Origin of the sequence: Billgrantia montanilacus (assembly GCF_003336675.1) — a bacterium.
Lineage (GTDB): Bacteria > Pseudomonadota > Gammaproteobacteria > Pseudomonadales > Halomonadaceae > Halomonas > Halomonas montanilacus.
Genome location: NZ_QPII01000001.1, coordinates 31,501 through 54,699, shown reverse-complemented (window position 1 = coordinate 54,699; position 23,199 = coordinate 31,501). Strand labels below are relative to the sequence as shown.

22 protein-coding genes are annotated in these 23,199 nt (G+C 65.8%); 9 read left to right on the top strand and 13 right to left on the bottom strand.

The genetic code is table 11. The features are described 5' to 3' along the window. Nucleotides 1–16: 16 nt before the first annotated feature. Both DU505_RS00260 and DU505_RS00255 read right to left on the bottom strand, forming a co-directional pair. The gene (locus DU505_RS00260; RefSeq protein WP_114476996.1) at nucleotides 17–1,303 is read right to left on the bottom strand and encodes an ABC transporter substrate-binding protein; all 1,287 of its coding nucleotides are present in this window, start codon (nucleotides 1,301–1,303) and stop codon (nucleotides 17–19) included. Next, nucleotides 1,300–2,484 (bottom strand): ABC transporter ATP-binding protein, encoded by a 1,185-nt coding sequence (locus tag DU505_RS00255; protein WP_114476995.1) that lies wholly within the window; start codon nucleotides 2,482–2,484, stop codon nucleotides 1,300–1,302. The genes DU505_RS00260 and DU505_RS00255 overlap by 4 nt, the downstream gene beginning before the upstream one ends. A 219-nt stretch (nucleotides 2,485–2,703) precedes the next feature. On the opposite strand from DU505_RS00255, the gene DU505_RS00250 reads away from it, so the two are divergent. Then, complete coding sequence (locus tag DU505_RS00250) at nucleotides 2,704–4,287, top strand: bifunctional GNAT family N-acetyltransferase/carbon-nitrogen hydrolase family protein (protein WP_114476994.1); 1,584 nt, start codon at nucleotides 2,704–2,706, stop codon at nucleotides 4,285–4,287. Nucleotides 4,288–4,291: 4 nt separating this feature from the next. After that, nucleotides 4,292–5,131: a M90 family metallopeptidase gene (locus DU505_RS00245; RefSeq protein WP_114476993.1), complete on the top strand. Its 840-nt coding sequence runs from the start codon at nucleotides 4,292–4,294 to the stop codon at nucleotides 5,129–5,131. On the opposite strand, the gene DU505_RS00240 is transcribed toward DU505_RS00245, so the two are convergent. From DU505_RS00240 to ltnD, 10 genes are all read right to left on the bottom strand, one after another. Next, nucleotides 5,132–6,019 carry an NAD(P)-dependent oxidoreductase gene (locus tag DU505_RS00240; protein WP_114476992.1) on the bottom strand — a complete coding sequence of 296 codons (888 nt, stop codon included), beginning with the start codon at nucleotides 6,017–6,019 and terminating at the stop codon, nucleotides 5,132–5,134. Between the two features lie 66 nt (nucleotides 6,020–6,085). Then, on the bottom strand, nucleotides 6,086–7,546 hold the full coding sequence (locus tag DU505_RS00235; protein ID WP_114476991.1) for an aldehyde dehydrogenase family protein: 1,461 nt from the start codon (nucleotides 7,544–7,546) through the stop codon (nucleotides 6,086–6,088). 27 nt (nucleotides 7,547–7,573) lie between these two features. Further along, nucleotides 7,574–8,848, bottom strand: a complete 1,275-nt coding sequence (locus DU505_RS00230; RefSeq protein WP_114476990.1) for a TRAP transporter large permease — start codon at nucleotides 8,846–8,848, stop codon at nucleotides 7,574–7,576. Next, on the bottom strand, nucleotides 8,845–9,447 hold the full coding sequence (locus tag DU505_RS00225) for a TRAP transporter small permease (protein WP_114476989.1): 603 nt from the start codon (nucleotides 9,445–9,447) through the stop codon (nucleotides 8,845–8,847). Before DU505_RS00225 ends, DU505_RS00230 begins: the two co-directional genes overlap by 4 nt. Nucleotides 9,448–9,507: 60 nt before the next feature. Next, nucleotides 9,508–10,515, bottom strand: a complete 1,008-nt coding sequence (locus tag DU505_RS00220) for a TRAP transporter substrate-binding protein (RefSeq protein ID WP_114476988.1) — start codon at nucleotides 10,513–10,515, stop codon at nucleotides 9,508–9,510. A 70-nt stretch (nucleotides 10,516–10,585) separates the two neighbouring features. Beyond that, on the bottom strand, nucleotides 10,586–11,548 hold the full coding sequence (gene denD / locus DU505_RS00215) for a D-erythronate dehydrogenase (RefSeq protein ID WP_114476987.1): 963 nt from the start codon (nucleotides 11,546–11,548) through the stop codon (nucleotides 10,586–10,588). 181 nt (nucleotides 11,549–11,729) lie between these two features. After that, complete coding sequence (gene otnI / locus DU505_RS00210) at nucleotides 11,730–12,530, bottom strand: 2-oxo-tetronate isomerase (RefSeq protein WP_114476986.1); 801 nt, start codon at nucleotides 12,528–12,530, stop codon at nucleotides 11,730–11,732. Nucleotides 12,531–12,566: 36 nt separating this feature from the next. Continuing rightward, nucleotides 12,567–13,214: a 3-oxo-tetronate 4-phosphate decarboxylase gene (gene otnC / locus DU505_RS00205; protein WP_114476985.1), complete on the bottom strand. Its 648-nt coding sequence runs from the start codon at nucleotides 13,212–13,214 to the stop codon at nucleotides 12,567–12,569. Beyond that, nucleotides 13,211–14,521, bottom strand: coding sequence for a 3-oxo-tetronate kinase (gene otnK / locus DU505_RS00200; RefSeq protein ID WP_114476984.1), 1,311 nt, complete (start codon nucleotides 14,519–14,521; stop codon nucleotides 13,211–13,213). The genes otnC and otnK overlap by 4 nt, the downstream gene beginning before the upstream one ends. Before the next feature lie 2 nt (nucleotides 14,522–14,523). Then, nucleotides 14,524–15,459, bottom strand: a complete 936-nt coding sequence (ltnD, locus tag DU505_RS00195; protein ID WP_281271450.1) for an L-threonate dehydrogenase — start codon at nucleotides 15,457–15,459, stop codon at nucleotides 14,524–14,526. Nucleotides 15,460–15,578: 119 nt separating this feature from the next. Here ltnD and DU505_RS00190 point away from each other — a divergent pair, with 119 nt between their 5' ends. Both DU505_RS00190 and DU505_RS00185 read left to right on the top strand, forming a co-directional pair. Continuing rightward, nucleotides 15,579–16,610, top strand: coding sequence for a LacI family DNA-binding transcriptional regulator (locus DU505_RS00190; RefSeq protein ID WP_114476983.1), 1,032 nt, complete (start codon nucleotides 15,579–15,581; stop codon nucleotides 16,608–16,610). Between the two features lie 81 nt (nucleotides 16,611–16,691). After that, nucleotides 16,692–17,381: a TVP38/TMEM64 family protein gene (locus DU505_RS00185; RefSeq protein WP_114476982.1), complete on the top strand. Its 690-nt coding sequence runs from the start codon at nucleotides 16,692–16,694 to the stop codon at nucleotides 17,379–17,381. Between the two features lie 12 nt (nucleotides 17,382–17,393). Here the strand turns inward: DU505_RS00185 and DU505_RS00180 are convergent, their stop codons facing one another. Continuing rightward, on the bottom strand, nucleotides 17,394–18,314 hold the full coding sequence (locus tag DU505_RS00180) for a LysR family transcriptional regulator (protein WP_114476981.1): 921 nt from the start codon (nucleotides 18,312–18,314) through the stop codon (nucleotides 17,394–17,396). A gap of 126 nt (nucleotides 18,315–18,440) precedes the next feature. On the opposite strand from DU505_RS00180, the gene DU505_RS00175 reads away from it, so the two are divergent. From DU505_RS00175 to DU505_RS00155, 5 genes are all read left to right on the top strand, one after another. Beyond that, a complete protein-coding gene (locus DU505_RS00175) occupies nucleotides 18,441–19,322 on the top strand; it encodes an alpha/beta fold hydrolase (protein WP_114476980.1) in 882 nt (293 codons plus the stop codon). Nucleotides 19,323–19,332: 10 nt separating this feature from the next. Continuing rightward, nucleotides 19,333–20,406, top strand: coding sequence for a tartrate dehydrogenase (locus DU505_RS00170; protein WP_114476979.1), 1,074 nt, complete (start codon nucleotides 19,333–19,335; stop codon nucleotides 20,404–20,406). Between the two features lie 121 nt (nucleotides 20,407–20,527). Beyond that, nucleotides 20,528–21,922 carry an FAD-dependent oxidoreductase gene (locus tag DU505_RS00165; protein WP_114476978.1) on the top strand — a complete coding sequence of 465 codons (1,395 nt, stop codon included), beginning with the start codon at nucleotides 20,528–20,530 and terminating at the stop codon, nucleotides 21,920–21,922. 12 nt (nucleotides 21,923–21,934) lie between these two features. Then, nucleotides 21,935–22,303: a hypothetical protein gene (locus tag DU505_RS00160; protein ID WP_114476977.1), complete on the top strand. Its 369-nt coding sequence runs from the start codon at nucleotides 21,935–21,937 to the stop codon at nucleotides 22,301–22,303. A 116-nt stretch (nucleotides 22,304–22,419) separates the two neighbouring features. Then, nucleotides 22,420–23,166: a DUF6470 family protein gene (locus DU505_RS00155; RefSeq protein WP_114476976.1), complete on the top strand. Its 747-nt coding sequence runs from the start codon at nucleotides 22,420–22,422 to the stop codon at nucleotides 23,164–23,166. Nucleotides 23,167–23,199: the final 33 nt, after the last annotated feature.

Genomic DNA, 23,199 nt, shown 5'->3' with positions numbered 1-23,199 from the left:
TATTCACGTCGATTTCTCAGCGCGCGTAACGCCGCAACGCCGCTTCGGCCTCGGCCTGGGCCTGGTTGAGCGCTTCCTCCGGCGACATCTGGCCGGTCAGCGCCGCCTGTATCGCATTGTCCAGCGCCCGGCGAACGCGCCCGCCCTGGTAGGTGGAGAGCTCCGCGGTGCCGTGCTCGAGCTGGTCGCGGGCCACTGCCGCCGGCGGGAAGGACTCGACGTAGTCGCGCAGGGCCTCGGTCTCGTAGGCGGCCGGGCTCACGCCCATGTAGCCGGTCTCGATGGACCAGGCCGCCGCACGCTCAGGATCGGTCATCCAGCGGATGAAGGTCATGGCGGCGCGCTGCTCGTCTTCGGTGGTGTCGTTGAAGATGTAGAAGTTACCACCGCCGGTGGGGCTGCCACGCTGCTCCTTCATCGGCAGCATGGCCACGCCGAAGTCGAACTCGGCCGCGTTGCGCACCGCGGTGAGGTTGCCGGTGCTGTGCCACATCATGGCGGTGGACTGCTCGAGGAAATTCTGTCGCAGCGTGCCCCACTCGATGGCGTCGTCGGGCATCGCCTCGTGCTCCCGGGCCAGCGACACCCAGTACTCCAGCGCCTCGATGGCGGCGGGGTCATCGAAATAGACCTCGGTGCCCTCCTCGTTCATCAGCCGGTGGCCGTTCTGGAAGGCGAAGGCCTGGAACATCCAGTAGGGATAGCCTGTGGAGGGCACCATGACGCCCCACTGGTCGCCGCCGCTGGCCTCGCGCACGGCAGCGGCCATGTCAGCCATCTCTTCCCAGGTTTCCGGCGGGGTCTCGGGGTCGAGTCCGGCGGCTTCGAAGGCCTCCTTGTTCCAGTAAAGCACGATGGTGGAGCGCTGGAAGGGAATGCCGTAGGTCTGGCTGTCGATCTGGCCGTTTTCCATCAATCCGGGATAGAAGCTATCGAGCCACTCGCGCTCCTCGTCGGTTTCCACCACCTCGTCGAAGGCGATAATGGCGTCCTGCTCCAGCAGGTCGAACAGGTCGATGGAAAACAGCACCGAGAGCTGCGGTGCCTCGCCCGCCTCGATGGCCGACATCGCCCGTACCCGGGTGTCGTCATAGTTGCCGGCATAGATGGCGTTCACCGAGATATCAGGGTGGTCGGCCTGGAAGTCGGCGACCAGGTCGTCGATGACATCGGTCAACGCACCGCCGACGGCAACGGGATAGTACATGGTCAGTTCCACCGGCTCTTGGGCGGCGGCCTGGCCGGCGCTCAGCAGGCCGGCAGCGGCCAGGCCGCACAGGGTGGGAGCAAGGCGTGTGTTCATGGATTGACTCCTGGTGAGTGCTTTCCGGAAGGTCCAGGCGAGGTTGTCACCCCGCTTCGCTGCGCTGCTTGAGTCTGCCTCAGGCGACCGGGGGCCGCGGACAGGTCATACCCCTGGAGCGCCAGGCGCTGCCCGCCTCCAGAATCGAAGAAGTGGGCCGCCCAGGGCGCCCACTGCAGGCGGCAGGCCGCCCCCTGGTTGACGCTGGGCACCCCGTCCAGGCGTGCACGCAGCTCCTGGCTGCCCACCTTGAGACGCACGATGCTGTCGGCCCCCAGGTACTCGGCATCGACCACCTCGGCCGGCACGCCACTGGCATGGGCGGGCAGTACGGTGATGTCCTCGGGGCGTACCCCCAGCAGGTGACCCTTGGCATCGTGGGACGCCACGCTGCAGCGCGGCTCACCCTCGATGACGGCCCCGTCCGCCGCCGCGGCGAGTGTCACCAGGTTCATGGCCGGGCTGCCGATGAAGCTTGCCGCGAAGGCCGTGGCCGGCCGGTTGTAGAGTTCATCGGGGGTCGCGTCCTGCACGATGCGCCCCGCCTCCATCAGGATGACACGGTCGCCCATGCTCATGGCTTCCACCTGGTCGTGGGTAACGTAGATCACCGTCATGCCCAGCCGCTGCTGCAGGGCCTTGATCTCGCGCCGCATCTCGCCACGAAGCCGGGCATCGAGATTGGAGAGCGGCTCGTCCATCAGGCAGATGGGGTGCTCGGAGATGATCGAGCGGGCCAGCGCCACACGCTGGCGCTGGCCGCCCGAGAGCTGGGCCGGCTTGCGATCGAGATAAGCTTCCAGATCGACCAGCTGTGCCACCCGGGCAAGGCGCTCCTGGCGTTCGGCTTTTGGCACCTTGCGGCTGCGCAGGCCGAAAACGATATTGTCGGCCACGCTCAGATGGGGAAACAGCGCATAGGACTGGAACACCATGCTCAGGCCGCGATCGCCAGGTGGCAGATGGGTCACGTCGCGCTCGCCGATGCGGATGCGTCCGTCGCTGGCCTGCTCGAGGCCGGCGATCATGCGCAGCGTCGTCGACTTGCCGCAGCCCGAGGGACCCAGCAGGATCACGAACTCGCCCGGGGCAACATCGAAGGAGATCCGGTCCACGGCGGCCTGGCCACCCCAGGTCTTGCTCACCTCTTCGAGCCGGATGCGCTTGTCGTCGTTGTTCATGGCACGCCCGTTATTATTGTCACGACAGGTTGAGAACGTTTTCTCGTCTGAATCAGCGTAGCCGCACTTCGGCCTCTTTGCGGTGCATCTTGACTCGCTGATATGACAGGCGCATGACGCCATTGCCGCTTGCTTTCAAAGCCGCAGCCGGCGCCTACCGCGGCCGACCCCGTGACCATGCTAGACTTCGTCTTTCACCCTGACAGGAACCGACGCGCCATGTCCCTCGAAGACCTGCATCTGAACCTGCGCAACCTGACGCAGGACGACTACCCTCAGCTCAAGATTCTGATGGATGCCGTCTACGACGATATTGGTGGTGCCTGGCCACAGCACTCCATCGACCGGCTGATCCAGGAGTTTCCCGATGGCCAGATCGCCATCGAGGACGACGAGAGGCTGATAGGCGTGGCGCTGACCGTACGGGTCGACTACGACGAGTTCTCCAACCCCCACAAGTACGACGACCTGGTGGGCAACCGCGAGATCATCCTCAACGATCCGCAAGGCGATGCCATGTACGGGCTGGACGTGCTGATCCATCCCGACTATCGCGGCTACCGGCTGGGGCGCCGCCTCTACGAGGCGCGCAAGGAGCTGTGTCGTTCTCTCAACCTGCGCGCGATACTCGCCGGCGGGCGTATCCCCAATTACCACGAGCACGCCGAGGAACTCTCGCCCACCGAGTACATCGAGCTGGTTGCACGCAAGGAGATACACGACCCGATCCTGTCGTTCCAACTGGCCAATGACTTCCAGGTCAAGCGGCTGTTGCGCAAGTACCTGCCGGAAGACGAGAAATCCCAGGGCTACGCCACCCTGCTGGAGTGGAACAATATCCTCTTTGAGCCCGCCGAGCGGGTGCTGGAAAACCGCCCCACCCAGGTACGTGTCGGCGCCGTGCAGTGGCAGATGCGCGAATGCGCCTCGGTGGAGGCGGTACTGCAGCAGGTCGAGTACTTCGTCGACGCCCTTTCCAGCTACCAGAGCGACTTCGCCGTCTTCCCGGAGCTGTTCAATGCGCCGCTGATGGGGCTGCAGGACCGTGCCACCCAGCAGGACCAGTTGGCGGCCATCCGCTTCCTGGCCGGCTTCACCGAGCAGTTCAAGACAGAGCTGTCGCGCATGGCGGTCTCCTACAACATCAATATCGTTGCGGGCTCGATGATCGAAGTGGGCGAGGACGATCGGCTCTACAACATCGCCTTCCTGTGCCACCGCGACGGCACCATCGAAAAGCAGTCCAAGCTGCACATCACCCCCCAGGAGCGCCGGGAGTGGGTGATCGAGGGCGGCGACGAGCTGCGCGTGTTCGAGACCGATGCCGGCCGCGTGGGCATCCTGATCTGCTACGACGTGGAATTTCCCGAGCTCGGCCGCCTGCTCGCCGACCAGGACATGGACATCCTCTTCGTGCCCTTCTGGACCGACACCAAGAACGGCTACCTGCGGGTGCGTCACTGCGCCCAGGCGCGGGCCATCGAGAACGAATGCTACGTGGTGCTGTGCGGCAGCGTCGGCAACGTGCCGTCGATCCGCAACCTCGACATCCAGTACGCCCAGTCCTCGGTTTTCACACCCTCGGACTTCGCCTTCCCCCACGACGCGGTGCTCTCGGAGACCACGCCGAATACCGAGATGGTGATCTTCTCGGACCTGGACCTGACCCGGCTCACCGTGGTGCGGGCCGAAGGCTCGGTGACCAATCTCAAGGACCGGCGCAAGGACCTGTTCGACCTGCGCTGGCGGGACTGGTCGTGGAAGTCCGGTAGCCTGACCCCGGGCAACCCCGAGGAGAACTGAGGCCATGTTCGGTCGCCTTCGCCGCTGGCGGGCCGAGCGCTTCGCCTCGCGTCATCCCTTCCCCGAGGCGGCCTGGGCCGAGGCCCGTGCACGCCTGCCGCTGCTGGCAGCGCTGGGCGAAGAGGAGGCCAACCGCCTGGGCCGGCGCGCCTGGCACTTCCTGCACCTCAAGCGGCTGAGCCTGCACCCCGAGCTGGCTGGCCGGACACCCTTCGACCTGCCGGCACAGCTGGCGCTCTCCGCCCAGGCCTGCCTGCTGACCCTGGGCTGGCCCTTCGACGACCATGTCGACGCCTTCAGCGGGGTACACGAACTGCTGATCCTGCCCGAGGCGTTCCGCCGCCATGTGGAGGAGTTGGACGAGTTCGGCGTGATGCACGAGTACCTGGATGAGCGGGCCGGCGAGACCTCGTCCCAGGGGCCGGTGGTACTCGCCTTTCCCGACCTGATGGAGAGCGGCGGACTCGACGGCTTCAACGTGGTGATCCATGAGCTCGCCCACAAGCTCGACCTGGGCAACTCGCTGGACGTCGACGGCTTCCCGCCGCTACCACGGGACATCGACCCGAAGGAGTGGCACCGGGTCTTCATCGGCGTATGGGACGACCTCCAGGCGCGCCTCGAGCGTGGCGAGGAAACACCCATCGACGACTACGCCGCCAGCCATCCGGGGGAGTGCTTCGCGGTGTGCTGCGAGACCTTCTTTACCGCGCCCGATATCCTCCACGAGGCCTACCCGGCACTGTATGAGCTGCTGACACGCTACTTCCGCCAGCAGCCGCTGGCACGGCTGCCAGAGGGTCACACCGCTGCCCCCCGGGAGCCTCGGGGAGACCAGGACTGATCAGCCCTTTGACGGCCCCAGCAGGCCAACCAGCTCCGGCACGGGGCGGTCGGCATGGCCGGCATCGCTGATCGACTGGTAGAGCGCCAGCACCGCATCGGCCACGCCGCGCTGGGCGCCGAGGTCTTCGGTCATGGTGCGGTAGTAGCCGATATCCTTGAGGCCGTTGGCCACGCTGAAGCGGAAACCGGAGGCGTTGCCATCGGCGATATAGGGCCGCAGGCGCTCCAGGATCACCCCGCCACCGCCGCCCTTGCCCAGCACGTCGAGGAAGGCAGCGTCGTCGATACCGGCCCGTCGTGACGCTGCGGCGGCCTCGGCCAGCACCGCGGTGAAGCCCAGCGAGACGAAGTTGTGCAGCAGCTTGAGGGTATGGCCGGCGCCAACCTGGCCGGCATGGGCGATGTTCTCGGCAAAGCACTCGAGCAGCGGTTGCACCTCCAGGAACAGCGCCTCCGGTGCGCCAACGATGAGGTTCAACCGGCCCTCCTCCGCCTCCTTGGGGGTGCGGGTCATGGCGGCATCCATGAAGCGCCCGCCGGCCGTCTCCACCCGGGCGGCCACTCGCTCGGTGGAGCTGGGCAGTGCCGTGGAGCAGTCGACAACCACGCAGCCCGGCCTTAGCCCTTCCAGCACCCCGCCGGGCTCGAACAGCACCGCCTCCACCTGGGGCGAGCCGGTCACGCAGAGAATGACCACATCGGCCGCCTCGGCCACCTCGCGGCCGCTAGCCTTCGCGGTCGCCCCGGCGGCGCGCAGGTCGTCCACGGGCTGGTTGCCGGGGTGGTCAAGAAAACAGAGCGTATGCCCTCCTTTCAGGATGTTCGCGGCGATACCGTGTCCCATCAGGCCCACGCCCACCAGGCCGACTCGAAATAGCTGACTCATCCTATTGCTCCTCTGGTTCATCCCATTGTGAATCGCGGGCCGGCGGCTCGCTCAGCCGTGCTTGACTCAGCCGTGCTTGATAGCCACGGTCTTGAGCCGGGTGTAGCTCTTCAGGCCTTCGAACCCCTTCTCCCGGCCATGCCCGGAGCGACCGACACCGCCGAAGGGCAGCTCGATGCCACCCCCCGCGCCGTAGTTGTTGATGAATACCTGGCCGCTGCGAATCCCCCTGGCCAGGCGCAGCTGTCGTCCGCCATCACCTGTCCAGATGCCCGCACAGAGGCCGAAGTCGGTGGCATTGGCCAGGCGTAGCGCCTCGGCTTCGTCGGCAAAGACTTGCACCGCCAGCACTGGGCCGAACAGCTCCTCCCGAAGCACCTCATGGCCGTCGGGAATCTCCACAAGGATTTGCGGTACCACGAAATGGCCGCCACCCGGGGCGCCAGCGGCCAGCTGACCCTTCGCCGCCACGCGGATACCGTCCTCGGCCGCCGCCGCCAGCCGTGCCTCCAGCTTCGCCTTCTGGCGGGCATTGATCAACGGGCCACAGTCGGCATCCGCCTCGCCGGCGTCGCAGCGCAGCGCCGAGAAGCGTTCGACCAGTGCTCCCAGCACGGCCTCGGCGCAGCTCGCCTCCACCAGCAGGCGACTGCCTGCCGAGCAGGTCTGGCCAGCGTTCTGGACGATGCCGCGCACCACCGCCTCCAGCGCGGCCTCCATGTCGGCATCGGCGAAGACGATCTGCGGCGACTTGCCGCCCAGCTCCATGGTCACCGGCACATGATGAACGGCGGCGGCCTGGGCCACCTGGGTTCCCGTTTCCGGCGAGCCGGTAAAGGAAAGATGATCGATACCGGGGTGAGCCGCCAGGGCGGCACCCGCCTCCCGCCCGAGCCCGGGCACCACATTGAGCACGCCGGGCGGCAATCCGTTCTCGTAGGCCAGCTGGGCCAGGCGCAGGCCGCTGAGGCAGGCATCCTCGGCCGGCTTGAGCACCACGGTATTGCCGGCCGCCAGTGCCGCCGCCACGCAGCGTCCGAAGATCTGGGCGGGATAGTTCCAGGGAATGATCTGCGCGCAGACCCCATAGGGTTCGCGCAGGGTCATCACCGCAAAGTCGTTCTCGAAGGGAATGGTCTCGCCGTGCAGCTTGTCGGCGGCCCCGCCATAGAAGCGGAAGTAGCGGGCGCAGGCCGTGATATCGCCCCGGGCCTGGGTCATCGGCTTGCCGGTATCGGCGCACTCGAGTGCCGCCAGATTGGCGTGATCCGCCTCGATCACCGCAGCGAAGGCGAGCAGCCATTCACTCCGACGTCGGGCCATCCAGGAGGCCCAGTCGCCCAGCTCGCCGGCAAAGGCGCCGCGGGCGGCGACGACCGCCGTCTCGACCTCCCACGACTGACTGCGGGCAATCTCTGCGATCACCTCGCCGCTGGAGGGGGCCTGTACGTCCAGCCGCTCTCTCGTGGCGACCCATTCACCGGCAATAAGGGCATCGCTGGGGGGCATGACAGGTAAGAATGACATCACGATTTCCTTGTTGTTGTTCACTATTCAATAGACCAGCCGCACCAGTCCCATGGAGATCCAGGGCATGTAGGTGATCGCCACCAGGCAGGCGAGCACAACAAGCACGAAGCGCACCAGCCAGGGCAGCATCTCGTCGATGGTGATCCTGGCCACCGCGCAGGCGGCAAACAGGTTCACCCCCAGCGGCGGCGTGATCATCCCCAGGGCCAGGTTCACCACCATGATCAAGCCGAAGTGCACGGGATGGACCCCGAACTGGATGGCAATGGGCGTCAGGATGGGCGCCAGCACCAGGATGGCCGCCGAGGTCTCGATGAACATGCCCACCAGCAGCAGCAGTACATTGACTGCCAGCAGGAATGACATGGGGCTGTCGAACACCTCGGTCACCCAGCCGGCGATCTGGGACGGCAAGCCGGTGCGGCTGAGCAGGAAGCTGAACAGCGAGGCCGCCGCAATGATCAGCATGACCGCCGCGGTGGAGATGACGCTCTGGCGCAGGATCGGCCATAGGTCGTCCCGCTTCAGCTCGCGGTAGTAGAAGCCGCCGACGACCAGCGCATAGAACACCGCTACCGCCGACGCCTCGGTGGGGGTGAACACCCCGCCGTAGATGCCGCCGATCACCACAACCGGCATCAGCAGCGCCAACCAGGCGCGCTTGAACGAGATCATGAAGCTCGTGCTGTCCTTGTGATCATCAAGACCGTAGCCACGCACCTTGCAGAACAGGTAGAGGAACAGGAGCAAGGCGCAGCCGATCAGGATGCCGGGGCCGATGCCGGCGAGGAACAGCTGGCCGATGGAGGTGTCGGTGCTGACGCCGAACAGGATCAGGGGAATCGACGGCGGAATCAGCACGCCAAGCTCCGCGGAAGAGGCCTGGATCGAGGCCGCCAGGGGCTTGGGGTAGCCATGCCTGACCATCGCCGGTATCAGAATCGCGCCGATGGCGAAGGTGGTCGCGACGCTGGAGCCCGACACCGCAGCAAACATCATGCAGGTCAGCACGCAGGTCATGGCCAGGCCACCCTGGATGCCGCCGACGATGGACTTGGCCAGGTCCACCAGGCGCCGGGAAATACCGCCCGCCGCCATCAGGTTACCCGCCAGGATGAAGAACGGGATCGCCATCAGCGGGAACTTGTCGATGCCGATGAACATCTGCTGGGGTACCAGCAGCAGCGGTAGCCGGGAGAAGAACTCGATGCCGATGACCGAGGCCAGAACGATGGAGACCGCGATCGGCACGCCGAAGGCGAAGAGAATGATCAGCGACAGACCGATGACCAGATTCATGGCTGGGGCCCTCCCGGGCGGGAGCCATCTGGCGTTATCCCGGAGCCAGCGACCTTCCGGGCCTTTTGCACCCCGGGGGACTCCAGCTCGGGACTGGCTTCGCGCCCCTCGGGGCCGATCATCTCGCGACCGGTGATCTGGGCCAGGATGCGTGCCATTACCGCGACGATGGCGAAGCCGGCACCGGTGGGAATGGCCGCATAGGCCCAGGACATCGAGATGTTCATGCCCGACATCGTCTGGTTGCTGACGCGCATCGTCATCTGGATACCGAAATGGATCAGCACCGCCAGCACCAGCAGGCAGCAGCAGACGATGGCGATTTCCAGCAGCAGCATCAGTCGCTGCGGCACGATCTTGTAGATGGCTTCGACGGCCATCATGTAGCCACCCCGGAAGGTGGCGGCCGCCGCCATGAACACGCACCAGATCATGGCCGTCCTGGAGGCGACCTCCGACCAGGTGGAGGGGGCATTGAACAGGAACCGGGTCAGCACCTGATAGAACCCCAGGGTCACCGACACGACCAACATGGCCACCGCGACCAGCATGGCCAGGCGCGTCAACTGGCGCTCAAGGCGAAGAAACAGCGAGACCATTGGGAATCACCATGACCAGAGGGCTCCCGGCGCCGTGCCGGAAGCCCGGGGTGGGAAAGGTCAGCAGTTGCCGGCTTCGGCCTGGATGCGCTCCAGCATTTCGCTGCCGTGCTGGGACGTGAAGATCTCGTAGGCGGGCTGCACCGCTTCCTGGAAAGGAGCGATGTCGATGTCGGTCTGCACCGTCATGCCGTTCTCCTCCAGCAGGGCGACACCCTCTTCCTCGAGGCGCGACACCTCGGCACGGGTGGCTTCAGCGGAAGCACGAGCCGCCTCGCGGAACCACTCCTGCTCCTCCTCGCTCAAGCCGTCGAACATGATCGGCGAGCCCAGCATGATCGCCGGCGAGTAGACGTGGCCGGTCAGCGACAGGTGGTCCTGCACTTCCCAGAAGTTGGTCGCCACGATCACGGTGATGGGATTCTCCTGGCCATCGACGGTGCCCTGCTGAAGCGCGGTGAACAGCTCCGGAAAGGCCATCGGAGTGGGCCGTGCGCCCAGCTGGCGAAAGGCTTCCTGATGGACTTCGTTCTCCATGGTGCGAACCCGCAGCCCCTCGGCGTCCGCCGGTGAGAGCACCTCGCGCCGGCTGTTGGTCAGGTGGCGAAAGCCGTTCTCGGTCCAGGCCAGGCCCACCAGGTCGTGCTCCCCTATCTTGCCGAGCAGCTCGTCGCCCAGCTCACCGTCGAGCACGCAGCGCGCCTGGTCGTAGTCCTCGAACAGGAAGGGCAAGTCCAGCACATAGGTTTCCGGCACGAAGTTGCCCAGCGGGCCGGTGGAGGTGATGACCAGGTCCACGGTGCCGATCTGCAGCCCCTCGATCATCTCCCGCTCGCCGCCCAGAGAGCCGGACGTATGTTCGTTGACGGTAAAGGCCCCGTCGCTCAGCTCCTCCAGTCGCTCCTTGAAGGCCTGCGCCCCGACGGCATAGTGCGATGTAGCGGAAAGTGTATGGCCGAGCGTGATCTCCTGGGCCGCCTGGGCCTGGACCGCCATGCCGGCCAGTGCCGCCGCGGTGACGGTTCCGATGGCGGTAGAGATCGTGCGGCGTGCGAATCGCGTTTTCATTGTTCTGTTACCTCTTCTTCGTGGAACACCGTTGGGTTTGCTGGTAGGCCCGTCTCGGACGGGCGCGCTGTCACGCCTCCGCTTTCAGGTAGGCGTCGACGATTTCACGCAGGTCGCCGTCACCCCGAAAACCGAGTTCCAGGGCACGACGCGTGGTGAAGCGGGAGGGCCAGGCCGACACGATGGCCGAAATGCGCGGGTCGGGCTCATGGCGTACCAGGGCGAGCGCCTCGTCGCCCGCCACCTGGCGCAGCGTCTCGAGCATCTCAGCCACGCTGACCGTAATGCCCGGCAGCATGAAGGCGCGAAAGGACCCCAGGGCGTCGCCGGCCAGCTCGGCACCATGTATCAGGGCCTCGACCACCTTCTGCGGCGACATCACGAACATCGACAGATCGGAGGGCACCGGGCAGACGGCCGCTTCGCCGTTCAGCGGCTCGCGCAGGATGCTCGAGGCAAAGCTCGACGCCGCCGCGTTGGGCCGCCCCGGTCGAATGATGATGGTCGGCAGGCGCAGCACCCGTCCGTCCACCAGCCCACGTCGGCTATAGTCGTTGATCAGCAGCTCGCTCATGGCCTTCTGGGCACCGTAGGAGTTCTGCGGCTGCAGTGCGGTCATGTCGTCGACCACCTCGGGCAGCTCGCCGCCGTAAGCGGCCACCGAACTGGCCATGACCAGGCGTGTCCCGGCAAGGCCGTGGGCGTGACACCCCTCGAGCAGCACCCGGGTGGCATCGAAGTTGACCCGCATGCCGAGCGCCAGGTCCGCCTCGGCGGCGGCGCTGACGACGGCCGCCAGGTGATAGATCACATCCGGCTTGGTGGCCAGCACCGGGTCGAGCCTGCCCGGCTCGGTAATGTCCATCGCCAGGCGCGTTACCTCGACGCCGTCGGCAGCCACCACCGGCGGCTCGACCATATCGATGAGCGTCAGGCGGCGTATGGCCTGGCCAGCCAGCGTGCCACGGGACAGCAGCCGCGCCACGAGCCGCTGGCCGAGGAAGCCGGCGGCGCCGGTAATCGCTATATGCATATGAGCCTCGCATTCATTGTTAGGGAAACACTGTGCAAATGCCTACACGAGCGAATCGCTGCGTTGCGCGGTGCTGGTGCGCCAGCCCGGTCGGAATCCTCACATATACCCCATATGCTCCGGTTCCTGTGCTCCGTGCGCCTTGCGCTTCATCTCGCTCGGCGATTTGTTCAGCGCTTCCTTAGTGATCTGTCGTCAGGCCGTGCGCCCGCCCCCACCCCAGCCCCTGGCGGGTGCCGGCGGCGGGGCGATACTCGCAGCCCACCCAGCCGTCGTAGCCAAGCGCTTCGAGACGCGACAGGAGCGCCGGGTAATGGACTTCACCCACGTCGGGCTCATGGCGCTGCGGCACACCGGCGATCTGAATATGGCCGATGGCCGGGAATTGCCGCTCCAGATGGCGAGTCAGGTCGCCCTCCATGACCTGGCAGTGATAGAGATCGAACTGCAGGCGAAGGTTGTCGGCACCCACCGCCTCCAGCACCGCCATGGCCTGGGCCTGGCGCGACAGGAAGTAGCCCGGCATGTCGCGGGTATTGATCGGCTCGATCAGTACCTGCCGCCCAGCCTTGGCGGCTTCCCCGGCGGCGAAACGCAGGTTCGCCACATAGGTCGCCTGATGATGGGCCCGGGTATAGGCATCGGCATCCACCGGCAGCAGGCCTGCCATGGCGTGTACCCGCGGGCAGTCCAGCGCCTCGGCGTAGCGCAGCGCCTCGATCACGGCATCGCGGAATTCCGCCTCCCGCCCCGGCAGGCTCGCCAGCCCGCGCTCCCCCGCCTCCCAATCCCCGGGGGGCAGGTTGAAGAGCACCTGCTCCACGCCGGCCTCGCGCAGGGAGCTCGCCAGCACCTGGGGGTCGTGGTCGTAGGGAAACAGGTATTCCACGCCGCGAAAGCCCGCGTCGGCAGCCGCCGCGAACCGGTCGAGAAAGCCATGTTCGGTAAACAGCATGGTGAGGTTGGCGGCCAGTCGGATCATCGCTCGTGTCCCAGTGTTTGTGCCTCGGGATTCGTGTCAGTCGCGGGGAAAGCGCGCTTCGAGTTCGGCAACCTGCTCCGGCGTCAGGCAGCGCGGGTTCTCCCCGCGCAGCAGCAGGAACAGCCTGGCGGTCTCTTCCAGCTCCTCGGTGGCGTAGACCGCCGCCTCCAGCGTCTTGCCGGCCACCACAGGGCCATGGTTGGCCAGTAGCACCGCGCTGTGCTGGCCTGCCAGCCCGCGCACCGCGTCACCCAGCGCGGGGTCGCCGGGCAGGTGGTAGGGCACCAGGGGCAGCTTGCCCACCCGCATCACGTAGTAGGCGGTCAGCGGCGGAATGCAGTCGCAGGGGTCGATCTGCGGCAGGCAGGAGACGGCCACCGAATGGGTCGAGTGCAGGTGCACGATGGCACCGGAGCGGGGCCGCTCCTCATACATCGCCATGTGCAGGAAGCTCTCCTTGGTGGGCCGGTCGCCGCTCAGCAGCCGGCCTTGCCCGTCGAGCCTCGAGATACGGGCGGGATCGAGCCGCCCCAGGCAGGCATTGGTCGGCGTCATCAGCCAGCCGCCATCATCCAGCCGCACGCTGATATTGCCGCTGGAGCCCATGGTCAGCCCTCGCGAGAAGAGCGATTCGCCGAGGGTCGCTATCTGCTCGCGCAGGCCGTTCTCGTCGTGCACGCTCATGGAGCGCCCTCCGTCGTCAGTACCTCGAAGGCCCGGGTGAAGAAGTCGGTGTCGCCGAAGTTCCCGGACTTCAGTGCCAGTGACAGCGGCGCCTCGCGCCCGGCCAGGGTGGCCTGGGTCCAGGGGACACCCGGGGCGATCTGCTCGCCGATGCGCATGGCGCGCACTCCCAGGGCCGAGACCACCGCTCCGGCCGTTTCGCCACCTGCCACCACCAGCCGCCCTACCCCTTCGGCGACCAGGCTGCTGGCAAGTGTGCTCAGCGCCGCCTCGACCAGCTCGCCGGCTCGTTTCACGCCCAGCGCCTGTTGCGCCTGCCGGACCCGATCGGCATCGGCAGAGGCGTAGAGCAGCACCGGGCCACCGCCAGCCAGCGCCCGGCGGGCAAAGGCCAGCGCCTCGCCCAGGTGGGCGTCGCCCTCGGCCAGGGCCTGGGGGTCCAGGGCGAAACCGGGGTGTCGCGCCAGGAAGTGATCGACCTGGGCCAGCGTTGCCGTCGAACAGCTCCCCGACAGCACCAGGGCACTGCCCGAGGCGGGCGCCAGCTGCCCGGGGTCTGTCAGCTCATCGAGCCAGCCACGCTGCCGATACTGGGCCGGCAGCATCTGGCCCAGCCCGGAGCCGCCGGTGACCAGGGAAAAGTCCACCACGGCAGCCGCCAGGGTGGCCAGGTCGCCTTCGTCCAGGGTGTCGCAGACCGCCCGGCTAACGCCCTGCTGTGAAAGCTCGCCGAGGTGTCTTCGGGTCGCCTCGCTGCCCTGTGCGATCACCAAGCGCGGCACCAGGCCGACGGGCTGAGAAGTCTGCCGCGCCAATACCCGGACCAGGTCGGCATCGCGCATCGGGGTGAGCGGGTGGTGCTGCATGCCGCACTCGTTGAGCAGCCGGTCGCCGACGAACAGGTGACCCTGATAGACCGTTCGCCCGTTGACCGGAAAGGCCGGCACCATCACCGTCTGGCAAGCGCCGAGTCGCTCGGCCAGGGCATCGCTGACCGGGCCGATGTTGCCCTCATCGGTGGAGTCGAAGGTGGAGCAGTACTTGAAGAAGAGCTGTCGCACCCCCTCGGCCTGGAGCCACGCCAGCGCCGCCAGCGAGTCGGCGACGGCCTTGTCGGCCGGGCAGGAGCGGGACTTCAAGGCGATGACGACGGCATCGACGCCCCGGGAGGTATCCACCAGCGCTTCGAGCGGAAGTTCGGGTACACCGTTCAGCTGCACGCAGCGCATGCCGCCGCGCACCAGGTTGTTGGCCAGGTCGGTGGCCCCGGTGAAGTCGTCGGCGATGGCGCCCAGCACGATAGCCACGGTCAGCTCTCCTCCGCTTCGCCGGCCGCCCCGGGCAGGGTGATGCCCGACAGCCGCTGGTACACCTTGATCACCGCCGCATCGTCCTCCCGCCCGAAGCCGGCCCCCTTGGCAGCGGTGAACTGCTGCAGGGCGCTGGCCGCCACCGGTGTCGCCATGGCCAGCTCACGGCCCGTGTCATGAACGATGTTGAGATCCTTGACGAAGATGTCGACGGCCGACAGCGGGGTATAGTCGCCGGCCAGGATGTGCGGCACGCGATTCTCGAACATCCAGGAATTGCCCGCCGAGTGGGTGATGACCTCGTGAACGGTCTCGGGGTCGAGCCCCATGCGAATTCCCAGGGCCACGGCCTCCGCCGCCGCGGCGATATGGACGCCGGCCAGCAGCTGGTTGACCAGTTTCATGCTGGAGCCGACCCCCGGTGCATCGCCCAGGCGGTAGACAGTAGCCGCCACGGCCTCGAGCACCGGCTCGGCCTTGGCGAATGCCGCTGCGGACCCCGACGCCATGACCGAGAGCTGACCGGAGCGGGCCTTGACCGCGCCACCGCTGATCGGTGCATCGAGCATCTCGAGTCCCTCGGCCGCCAGGCGCTCGCCCAGCCGGCGAGCCACGCTTGGCGCCACGGTGGCACACTGGATCACCAGGCCCCCCGGTGCCATGCGGCCCACCAGCCCCTGCTCACCGAACAGAACCTGCTCGACCTGGTCCGCATTGACCACGACCACCAGCACCACATCGCAGCGCTCGGCCAGTTCGGCGGGCGTCGCAACGCCAAGGCCACCGCTCGACTCGAAGCGCTGACGCGCCGGCTCGCTCACATCGCAGCCGATGACAGCGCTCCCCTTTTCCAGAAGGGTCAGCGCCACTCCCATGCCCATGGCCCCGAGCCCAATGACACCGACTCGTGATCCGCCTGCCGACTTGTCGTTCACCTGTCGCCTCCTGTCCGGTTGCTGTCAGCGCCATCGTGTTAGCGCTACCATGTTAGCGCTAACATAGTTTTAGATGATCGCCAGTGCAGCAGCAAGTGAAGTGCCAAGGAGTACGACTAATGTCGGACAAGCGAAAGTCGACACGCCGCCGGCGCGGCTCGGAACAACCCACCCTGCAGCAGGTGGCGGATGCCGCCGGCGTCTCGGCGATTACGGTATCGCGAGCGCTGAACGCCCCCGAACGCGTCAATGCCGCCACCCGAATCAAGGTCCTCGCCACCGTCGAGCGACTCGGCTATGTGCCTAACCTGGTGGCCGGCAGCCTCGCCTCGGCTCGCTCGCGCTTTATTGCGGTGATCGTGCCGTCACTGGCCAACGCCGTCTTCATCGAGGTCATCCATGGGCTCCAGGAGACCTTCGAGCGCGAGGGCTATCAGATCCTGCTCGGCAACACCGACTACGACATCGAGCGTGAATACCAGCTGATTCGCACCTTCCTCGGCTGGTCCTGCTCGGCGCTGGTCACCGCCGGCCTGCGCCACAGCGAAGCGTGCCGCAGCCTGCTGACCCACTGGGACAAGCCGATCATGGAGGTGATGGAACTGGGTGACGCCCTCGACCTGAATGTGGGCCTGGATCATCACGAAGCCGGGCGCTGCATGGCAAGGCACCTGCTGGCGCAGCAATACCGGTCCGTCGTCTATGTGGGCGCCTGTCTTGACCGGGACTACCGGGCCAGGATGCGCTTCGAGGGTCATCGCGAGGTGCTGCATGCCGCAGGGCTGGAGGCACCGATGATCGAGCTGGACCAGCTGGGCAGCCTGGATGCCGGTGCCACCGGGCTCGAGCGTGTGCTGTCGCGGTATCCAAGCGCCGATGCCATCCATTTCGCCAACGACGACCTGGCCACCGGCGCACTGCTGAGGGCCCAGCGGCTAGGCATGACCATACCGGGCGACATCGCCATCGCCGGCTTCAACGGACTGCCCCTGGGCCAGCATGTCACCCCGCGGCTGACCACTATCCGCTCCCCTCGGGAAAACATGGGCAGGCTGGCGGCAGAGGAGGTGTTGAAACGACTCGACGCCAAGCGGGTGACGCGTCGGCGCCACGACGTGGGCTTCGAGCTGCTGGTCGGTGGCAGTACCTGAGGCACCGCCGCCAGCCGAACCATTTGGCCTCCCGGCGCGAGCCACCTATGCTTTAGCCTTACTCCTGCGCAGATCGCAACGATGCCGCGTTCGGCCCTCATCATCCTCGCTTCTCTTGCGGTCCTCGTCCCGCTGGGGCTGCTGTGGCAATGGCTGGCTGCACGCGACCTGTTCGATGCCAACACCCTGTTCGCCCTGTTGCAGGGTTCGTTGGCCTGGGGCGACCAGCCCTGGGCCGGTGCCGTGGTGGTCGCGGTCTTCGTGGCCGCCTCGCTGGTCCTTTTCCCGCTCAGCGTGCTGGTGGTACTGGCAGGCCTGATCTTCGGCCCGGTATGGGGATTCGTCTATTCGTTCATCGGTACGCTCCTGGGTGCGATTGCCACGTTCTGGCTGGGGCGCTGGCTAGGGCGCGATGCCCTGTTGCGCTACGGCGGAAAGCGTCTGCTGGGGCTTTCGCGATACCTGGCCGGGCGAGGCGTGCGCACCATCACCCTGCTCAATCTCTTGCCCCTGGCGCCGTACACGCTGACCAATCTGCTCGCCGGCGCCTTTCACATCCGTTTTCGCGACTACCTGCTGGGGACCCTGATCGGTGCCACGCCAGGGCTGGCCGGCATCATTCTGCTCAGCAGTCAGCTCGGCTCACTGCTCTCCGCCGATGATCGTCAGGAGCTCGCCTGGGCAGGGGCTGGCATCATCGCGGGCCTGGCCTTGCTGTACGGCCTCAAGCGCTATGCCGATGCCCGCCAGCGGCGCCGTCACCGAGGCTGAATGCGCCGCCTATCAGGCTCCTCTCGCCATGGCCGGCACCCTGCCCGGCATCTCTCGCTCGAGGAAGTCGACGAAGGCACGAATGCGCGCCGGCACATGGCGTCGCTGTTGGTAGACGGCATGAAAATCGGCCCGAACCCCTTGCCATTCGGGGAGCAGCTCGATCAGGCTCCCCCTTGCCAGGTGCTCGTGAACATCCCACCAGGAGCGCAGCGCGATCCCATGACCATCCAGCGCCAGCCCCACGATCACCTCGCCATCATTGCTGGCCAGCGGCCCCGCCACCTTGACCGCCTGCTCGACATCGCCACCACGGCGGCAGAACCGCCACACCGCGTAGTCGCTCTCGTTTTCGCGCAGGACCAGGCAGGGGTGGGCCGTCAGGTCGTTCAACGAGGCGAGCGACGCCATGCGCGACACATAGGCGGGTGCGGCGCACAGCACGCGGCGGTTGGCGAGGATCCGCCGAGCGACCAGGCGCGAATCGGGTGGCTCGCCCACGCGTATGCCGATATCGAACCCCTGGTCGCCGAGGCTCAGCGGATAGTTGCTCAGCTCGAGCACACCCTCGACCCCGGGGTGCCGGGTGCAGAAGGCCGAGAGCAGCGGTGCCACGTGGTGGCGGCCGAAGCCGAAGGTGGCATTGACCCGCAGCGGCCCGGACAGCGCCGCCTGTTGCTCGCCCAGGGCCTCTTCCAGCTCGACAAGCTCCTCCAGGATTGCCGACCCCCGCGCCAGGTAGCGCTCGCCTTCCGCCGTCAGCGAGAGGCGACGCGTGGTGCGGCTGGCCAGCTCCACGCCGAGACGCGCCTCCAGCACCTTGAGGCGCTTGCTGACCGCCGACAGGGACAGCCCGAGTTCCCTGGCCGTGGCGGTAAGGCTACCGGCGCGAGCCAGCTGCCGGAAGAAGGCGAGATCGTCGAGCTGCGCCATGCTTTCTACACCTAAATTCAACAATATATTGCCATTGAGCCTGATTATCCCTTTCCTGCCAATGACTACACTCTCCTCACCATCCTGAATCGTGTTCGCTTGAATCGATCAGACAGGAGCACCGCCATGTTCGAGCAGTATCGATCATTCTCGATCGACAATAACGGTATCCGCATACCCGGTCTCATTGGCGGATCGGGGCCACCGTTGTTGCTGCTTCACGGCCACCCCCAGACCCATCTGATCTGGCATCGCCTGGCCGAGTCGCTGGCACGCCACTTCACGGTGGTGGCAACCGACCTGCGTGGCTACGGCGATGCCTCCAAGCCTCCCGGCGAGCCGGATCACGCCAACTACAGCAAACGGGCCATGGCCGCCGACCAGGTCGCGGTAATGCACGAACTGGGCTTCGAACGCTTCCTGCTCTGTGGCCACGACCGGGGCGGACGGGTGGCCCACCGCCTGGCCATGGACCACCCTGAGGCGGTGGAGAAACTGATGCTGCTGGATATCGCTCCCACCCTGGCAATGTACGAGAAGACCGACCGTACCTTCGCCACCGCCTACTTCCATTGGTTCTTCCTGATCCAGCCGGCACCGTTGCCCGAAACACTGATCGAGGCGTCCCCGGCCGACTACATCACACGCACCATGGGCGGACGTCACGCCAACCTCGATGCCTTCGACCCGGCCGCCATCGTCGAGTACCAGCGGTGCCTGGCCCAGCCGGGAGCCGCCCATGCACTGTGCGAGGACTATCGTGCCTCGAATACCATCGACCTGGAACATGACAGCGCCGACCGCGAGGCCGGGCGCCGCATCGCCTGCCCCGTGAGGGTGCTATGGGGGCAACACGGCATCATCGAGCGCTGTTTCGACCCGCTGGCGGAGTGGCGCGCCGTCGCCGAACGGGTCGACGGCGAGGCCCTGCCCTGTGGCCACTATATTCCCGAGGAAGCGCCGAGTGCGCTGCACGACCATATCCTTCAATTCATGAAAACCGCATGAGGAACTGACCATGACCCAGCGTATCGCCGTCATCCCCGGTGATGGCATCGGAACCGAAGTGATGCCCGAAGGCCTGCGAGCCCTGGAAGCCGCCGCCAAGAAATTCGGCATCGACCTGGCTTTCGAACATTTCGATTTCGCCTGCTGCGACTACTACGCGAAGCACGGCCAGATGATGCCCGACGACTGGTTCGACCAGCTCAAGGATTTCGACGCCATCTTCTACGGCGCCGTGGGCTGGCCTGACACCGTACCGGACCATGTCTCTCTCTGGGGGTCGCTGCTGCAGTTCCGCCGTCAGTTCGACCAGTACATCAACCTGCGCCCCTGCAAGCTACTGCCCGGTATCAAGAGCCCCCTTGCCGACCGCAAACCCGGCGACATCGACTTCTACGTGGTGCGCGAGAACACCGAGGGCGAGTACTCCAGCGTCGGCGGCAAGATGTTCGAGGGCACCGACCGTGAGGTGGTGATCCAGGAGACGGTGATGAGCCGCCACGGTGTGGACCGGGTGCTGAAGTACGCCTTCGACCTGGCCCAGAGCCGCCCGCGGAAGAAGCTCACCTCGGCCACCAAGTCCAACGGCATCGCCATCACCATGCCCTGGTGGGACGAACGCGTGGAAGCCATGTCCGGCAACTATTCGGACGTCAGCGTCGACAAGTTTCACATCGATATCCTGACCGCCAATTTCGTCCTGCATCCCGACTGGTTCGACGTGGTGGTGGGCAGCAACCTGTTCGGCGACATCCTCTCCGACCTGGGCCCGGCCTGCACCGGCACCATCGGCGTGGCCCCCTCGGCCAACATCAACCCCGAAGGCAGGTTCCCCAGCCTGTTCGAACCGGTCCACGGCAGCGCTCCGGACATCGCCGGCAAGGGTATCGCCAACCCCATCGGCCAGATCTGGTCCGGGGCGATGATGCTCGAGCACCTGGGTCACGCCGAGGCCGCCAAGGCCATCGTCGATGCCTTCGAAGCGGTACTGGCCGAAGGCGACGCCAGCCTGCTGACCCCAGATATCCGCGGTCAGGGAACCACGGAGACCCTGGGTCAAGCCATTGCCCAGCGCTTGGCTGAATAACCACTAACTTTAGTTGATCTGCGTCAACTTGACGCAGAAAACCGGAGGCGGCGAATCCGAAAATGGAATAAGTTATAAGCATATAACTATATTATCCATTCCCGCAGGAGACTCGCCGCCCATGTCCCGACATAACTTCGATCCATCACGCCTGGATCGGCGCCAGTTCCTCAGGTGGAGCGCTGGTGCCGGTGCTGCAGGCCTGCTCTATTCCTCAGGCCTGCAAGCCAGGCCTCTGTCAACTGATGCGCGCATCGTCATCATCGGTGGTGGGGCCAGCGGCATGGCCATGGCCAACCGGCTGTCGCACCAACTCGACGGGGCTCGTATCACCCTGGTCGAGCCACGGGAGGTACACCACTACCAGCCCGGCTGGACACTGGTCGCCTCAGGCGTATGGAAGCCCGAAAAGACCATGCAGCCGAATTCACGCTTCATTCCCACAGGGGTCGACTGGGTTCGCCAGCCCGCCGACAGCATCGATGCGGTCAACCGCCGGGTCGAGCTGGGGGATGGCTCCTGGATCGACTATGACTACCTGGTCGTGGCCACCGGCCTGCAGCTCAACTACCACCTGATCGACGGCATGTCGTCCGACCTGGTCGGCAGCCACGGCATCGGCAGCGTCTATGCCAGCATCGAGGGGGCCACACGCACCCGCGACGCCATCGACGCCTGGATCGCCCAGGGCAGCGGCAAGGGAATCTTCACTGCAGCCCCCACGCCGGTGAAGTGCGCAGGCGCCCCCTTGAAGATGACCTTCACTACTCTCTCTCGCCTCGAGGCGACCGGCCATCGCGACGACTTCCAGGTCGAGTTCATGGCTCCGGGGCTGGGACTCTTCTCGCAGCCCTACATCAACGACTTCGTCAAGCAGCGCTTCGACGACCAGGGCGTGACCCGCCGCCATCATTACCGGCTCTCCGCCATCGACCCACAGGCGCGGGAAGCCGAGTTCACCTTCGTCGGGCCGGACAGCGAGTTCACCTCGCACCATCAGCTGCGCGAGTCGGAATTCTCCCGCGAAGGGGAGCGTAGGGTTGTCACCGGCTACGATTTCATTCACGTGGTACCGCCGATGAGCGCGCCGGACTTCGTGAAGGCCAGCGACCTGATCGCACAGGATGGTCCCTTCCGCGGTGAGTGGTTGGATGTGGACATCCATACCCTGCAGCACAACCGCTATCCGGAAGTGTTCGGCATCGGCGATGTGATCGGTGCGCCGATCAACAAGACCGCCGCCAGCGTCAAGGCCCAGGCCCCTGTGGTGGAAGCCAACCTGCTGGCCCAGATTCAGGGGCAGCCGCTGCTGGCCCGCCATAACGGCTATACCTCCTGCCCGATGATCACCGGTATCGGCATGGCGATGCTGGTGGAGTTCGGCTACGACAACAACTTCGACTTCCTGCCCTCCTTCCCCTTCATCGATCCCAAGGACGAGTCGTGGGCGGCCTGGGTCATGAAGGATCGCATGCTGCAACCCGCCTACTATGCGGTGCTGGAAGGCCAGGCCTGAGGAGACAGGACAATGACGATTCAAGGTGCACTGACCATTCTGATGTACGCTCTGGCTCCGTTCCTGTGGCTGATCGTGGCCGGGTTGGGCCTGCTGGTGACCATACAGCTGATCGCCCGCGTGAGAGGCTACCGGGCCTTCACCTACCGCTGCCTGGGCGCCAACCTGGCGGCACTGGCGGTAGGGCTCTCCGGGTTGTGGTGGATTCCGGCCTTCACCAGCTCGCGGCTTGCCTACGTGGCCACCGCCTTCGACTGGGTGGCACTGATCGGCGCCGTGCTCGGCCTGGCCATCGCCGCCTGGTTGGTGTTGCATCCCCTCAGCTATCTGCTGCGAGGACGGCAGTCGCAACTTTTAGCGACGAAACAGAAGCTCCCTTGAGTGACGGTTTGATGTAGTTTCGTTGCCTGTCCGTAAGCTGCCTCCGCTACTACCGATTCGTCGACTAGCCTGAGAGGTGCAGCTCAGAAGAGCGAAGTGCAATAAGGAGTAACGATATGAAAAGGACAGCAATCGCTATCGCAGTCGGTGCACTGAGTACCGGTCTTGCCCATGGCGTCCTTGCCCAGGACGCAGATGCACCGCAGGACGAACAGCAGCAGATGACTCAAGAAAATGCCCAGGGCACCGACGGGGAAACCGACATCCGTGTGGAGCAGGAGCCGGCCGAGATCGTGGTCGAGCAGGAGCCGCCGGAAGTCACCGTTGAACAGCAGGCCCCTGAGGTCACCATCGAGCAGCCCGATCCGAATGTCGAAATCGATCAGGCCGAGCCAGAGGTCACTGTCGAGCAACAGGGCGAGGCTGAGGTGCGCGTCGAGGGCGCCGACGAGGCTTCCGCTGAGATGCGAGACGATGACGAGCGTGATCAAGAGCGCGAACAAGAGGGTATGTCCGAAGACGATGCGAATGGCCAGGACCAAGCTGATCGTGGCCAGGGTATCGAGGTCAGTGAACTGGAAAACCTCGATCTCATCAATCAGGACGGTGAGGAGCTCGGCGACATCGAGCGCGTGGTTCGCGACACCCAAAGCGGCGAGATCTACGTGGTCGTGACGGAAGGCGGTTTCCTCGGCTTCGGCGAGGATGAAATGGCCTATCCGATCGAGAATCTCGAAATTCGCTCCGACGGCGAAGTCGTGCTGCAATCCCAGAGCGGCGAACGCTCCGCCGATGAGTTCGATGATGACAACTTCGAGGAGCTAGATGGAGACGAGCGTATCGATGTCAAACACATGAATTGATTGGCTTGTCTCTTACCGCCCCAGGTTCCGAGA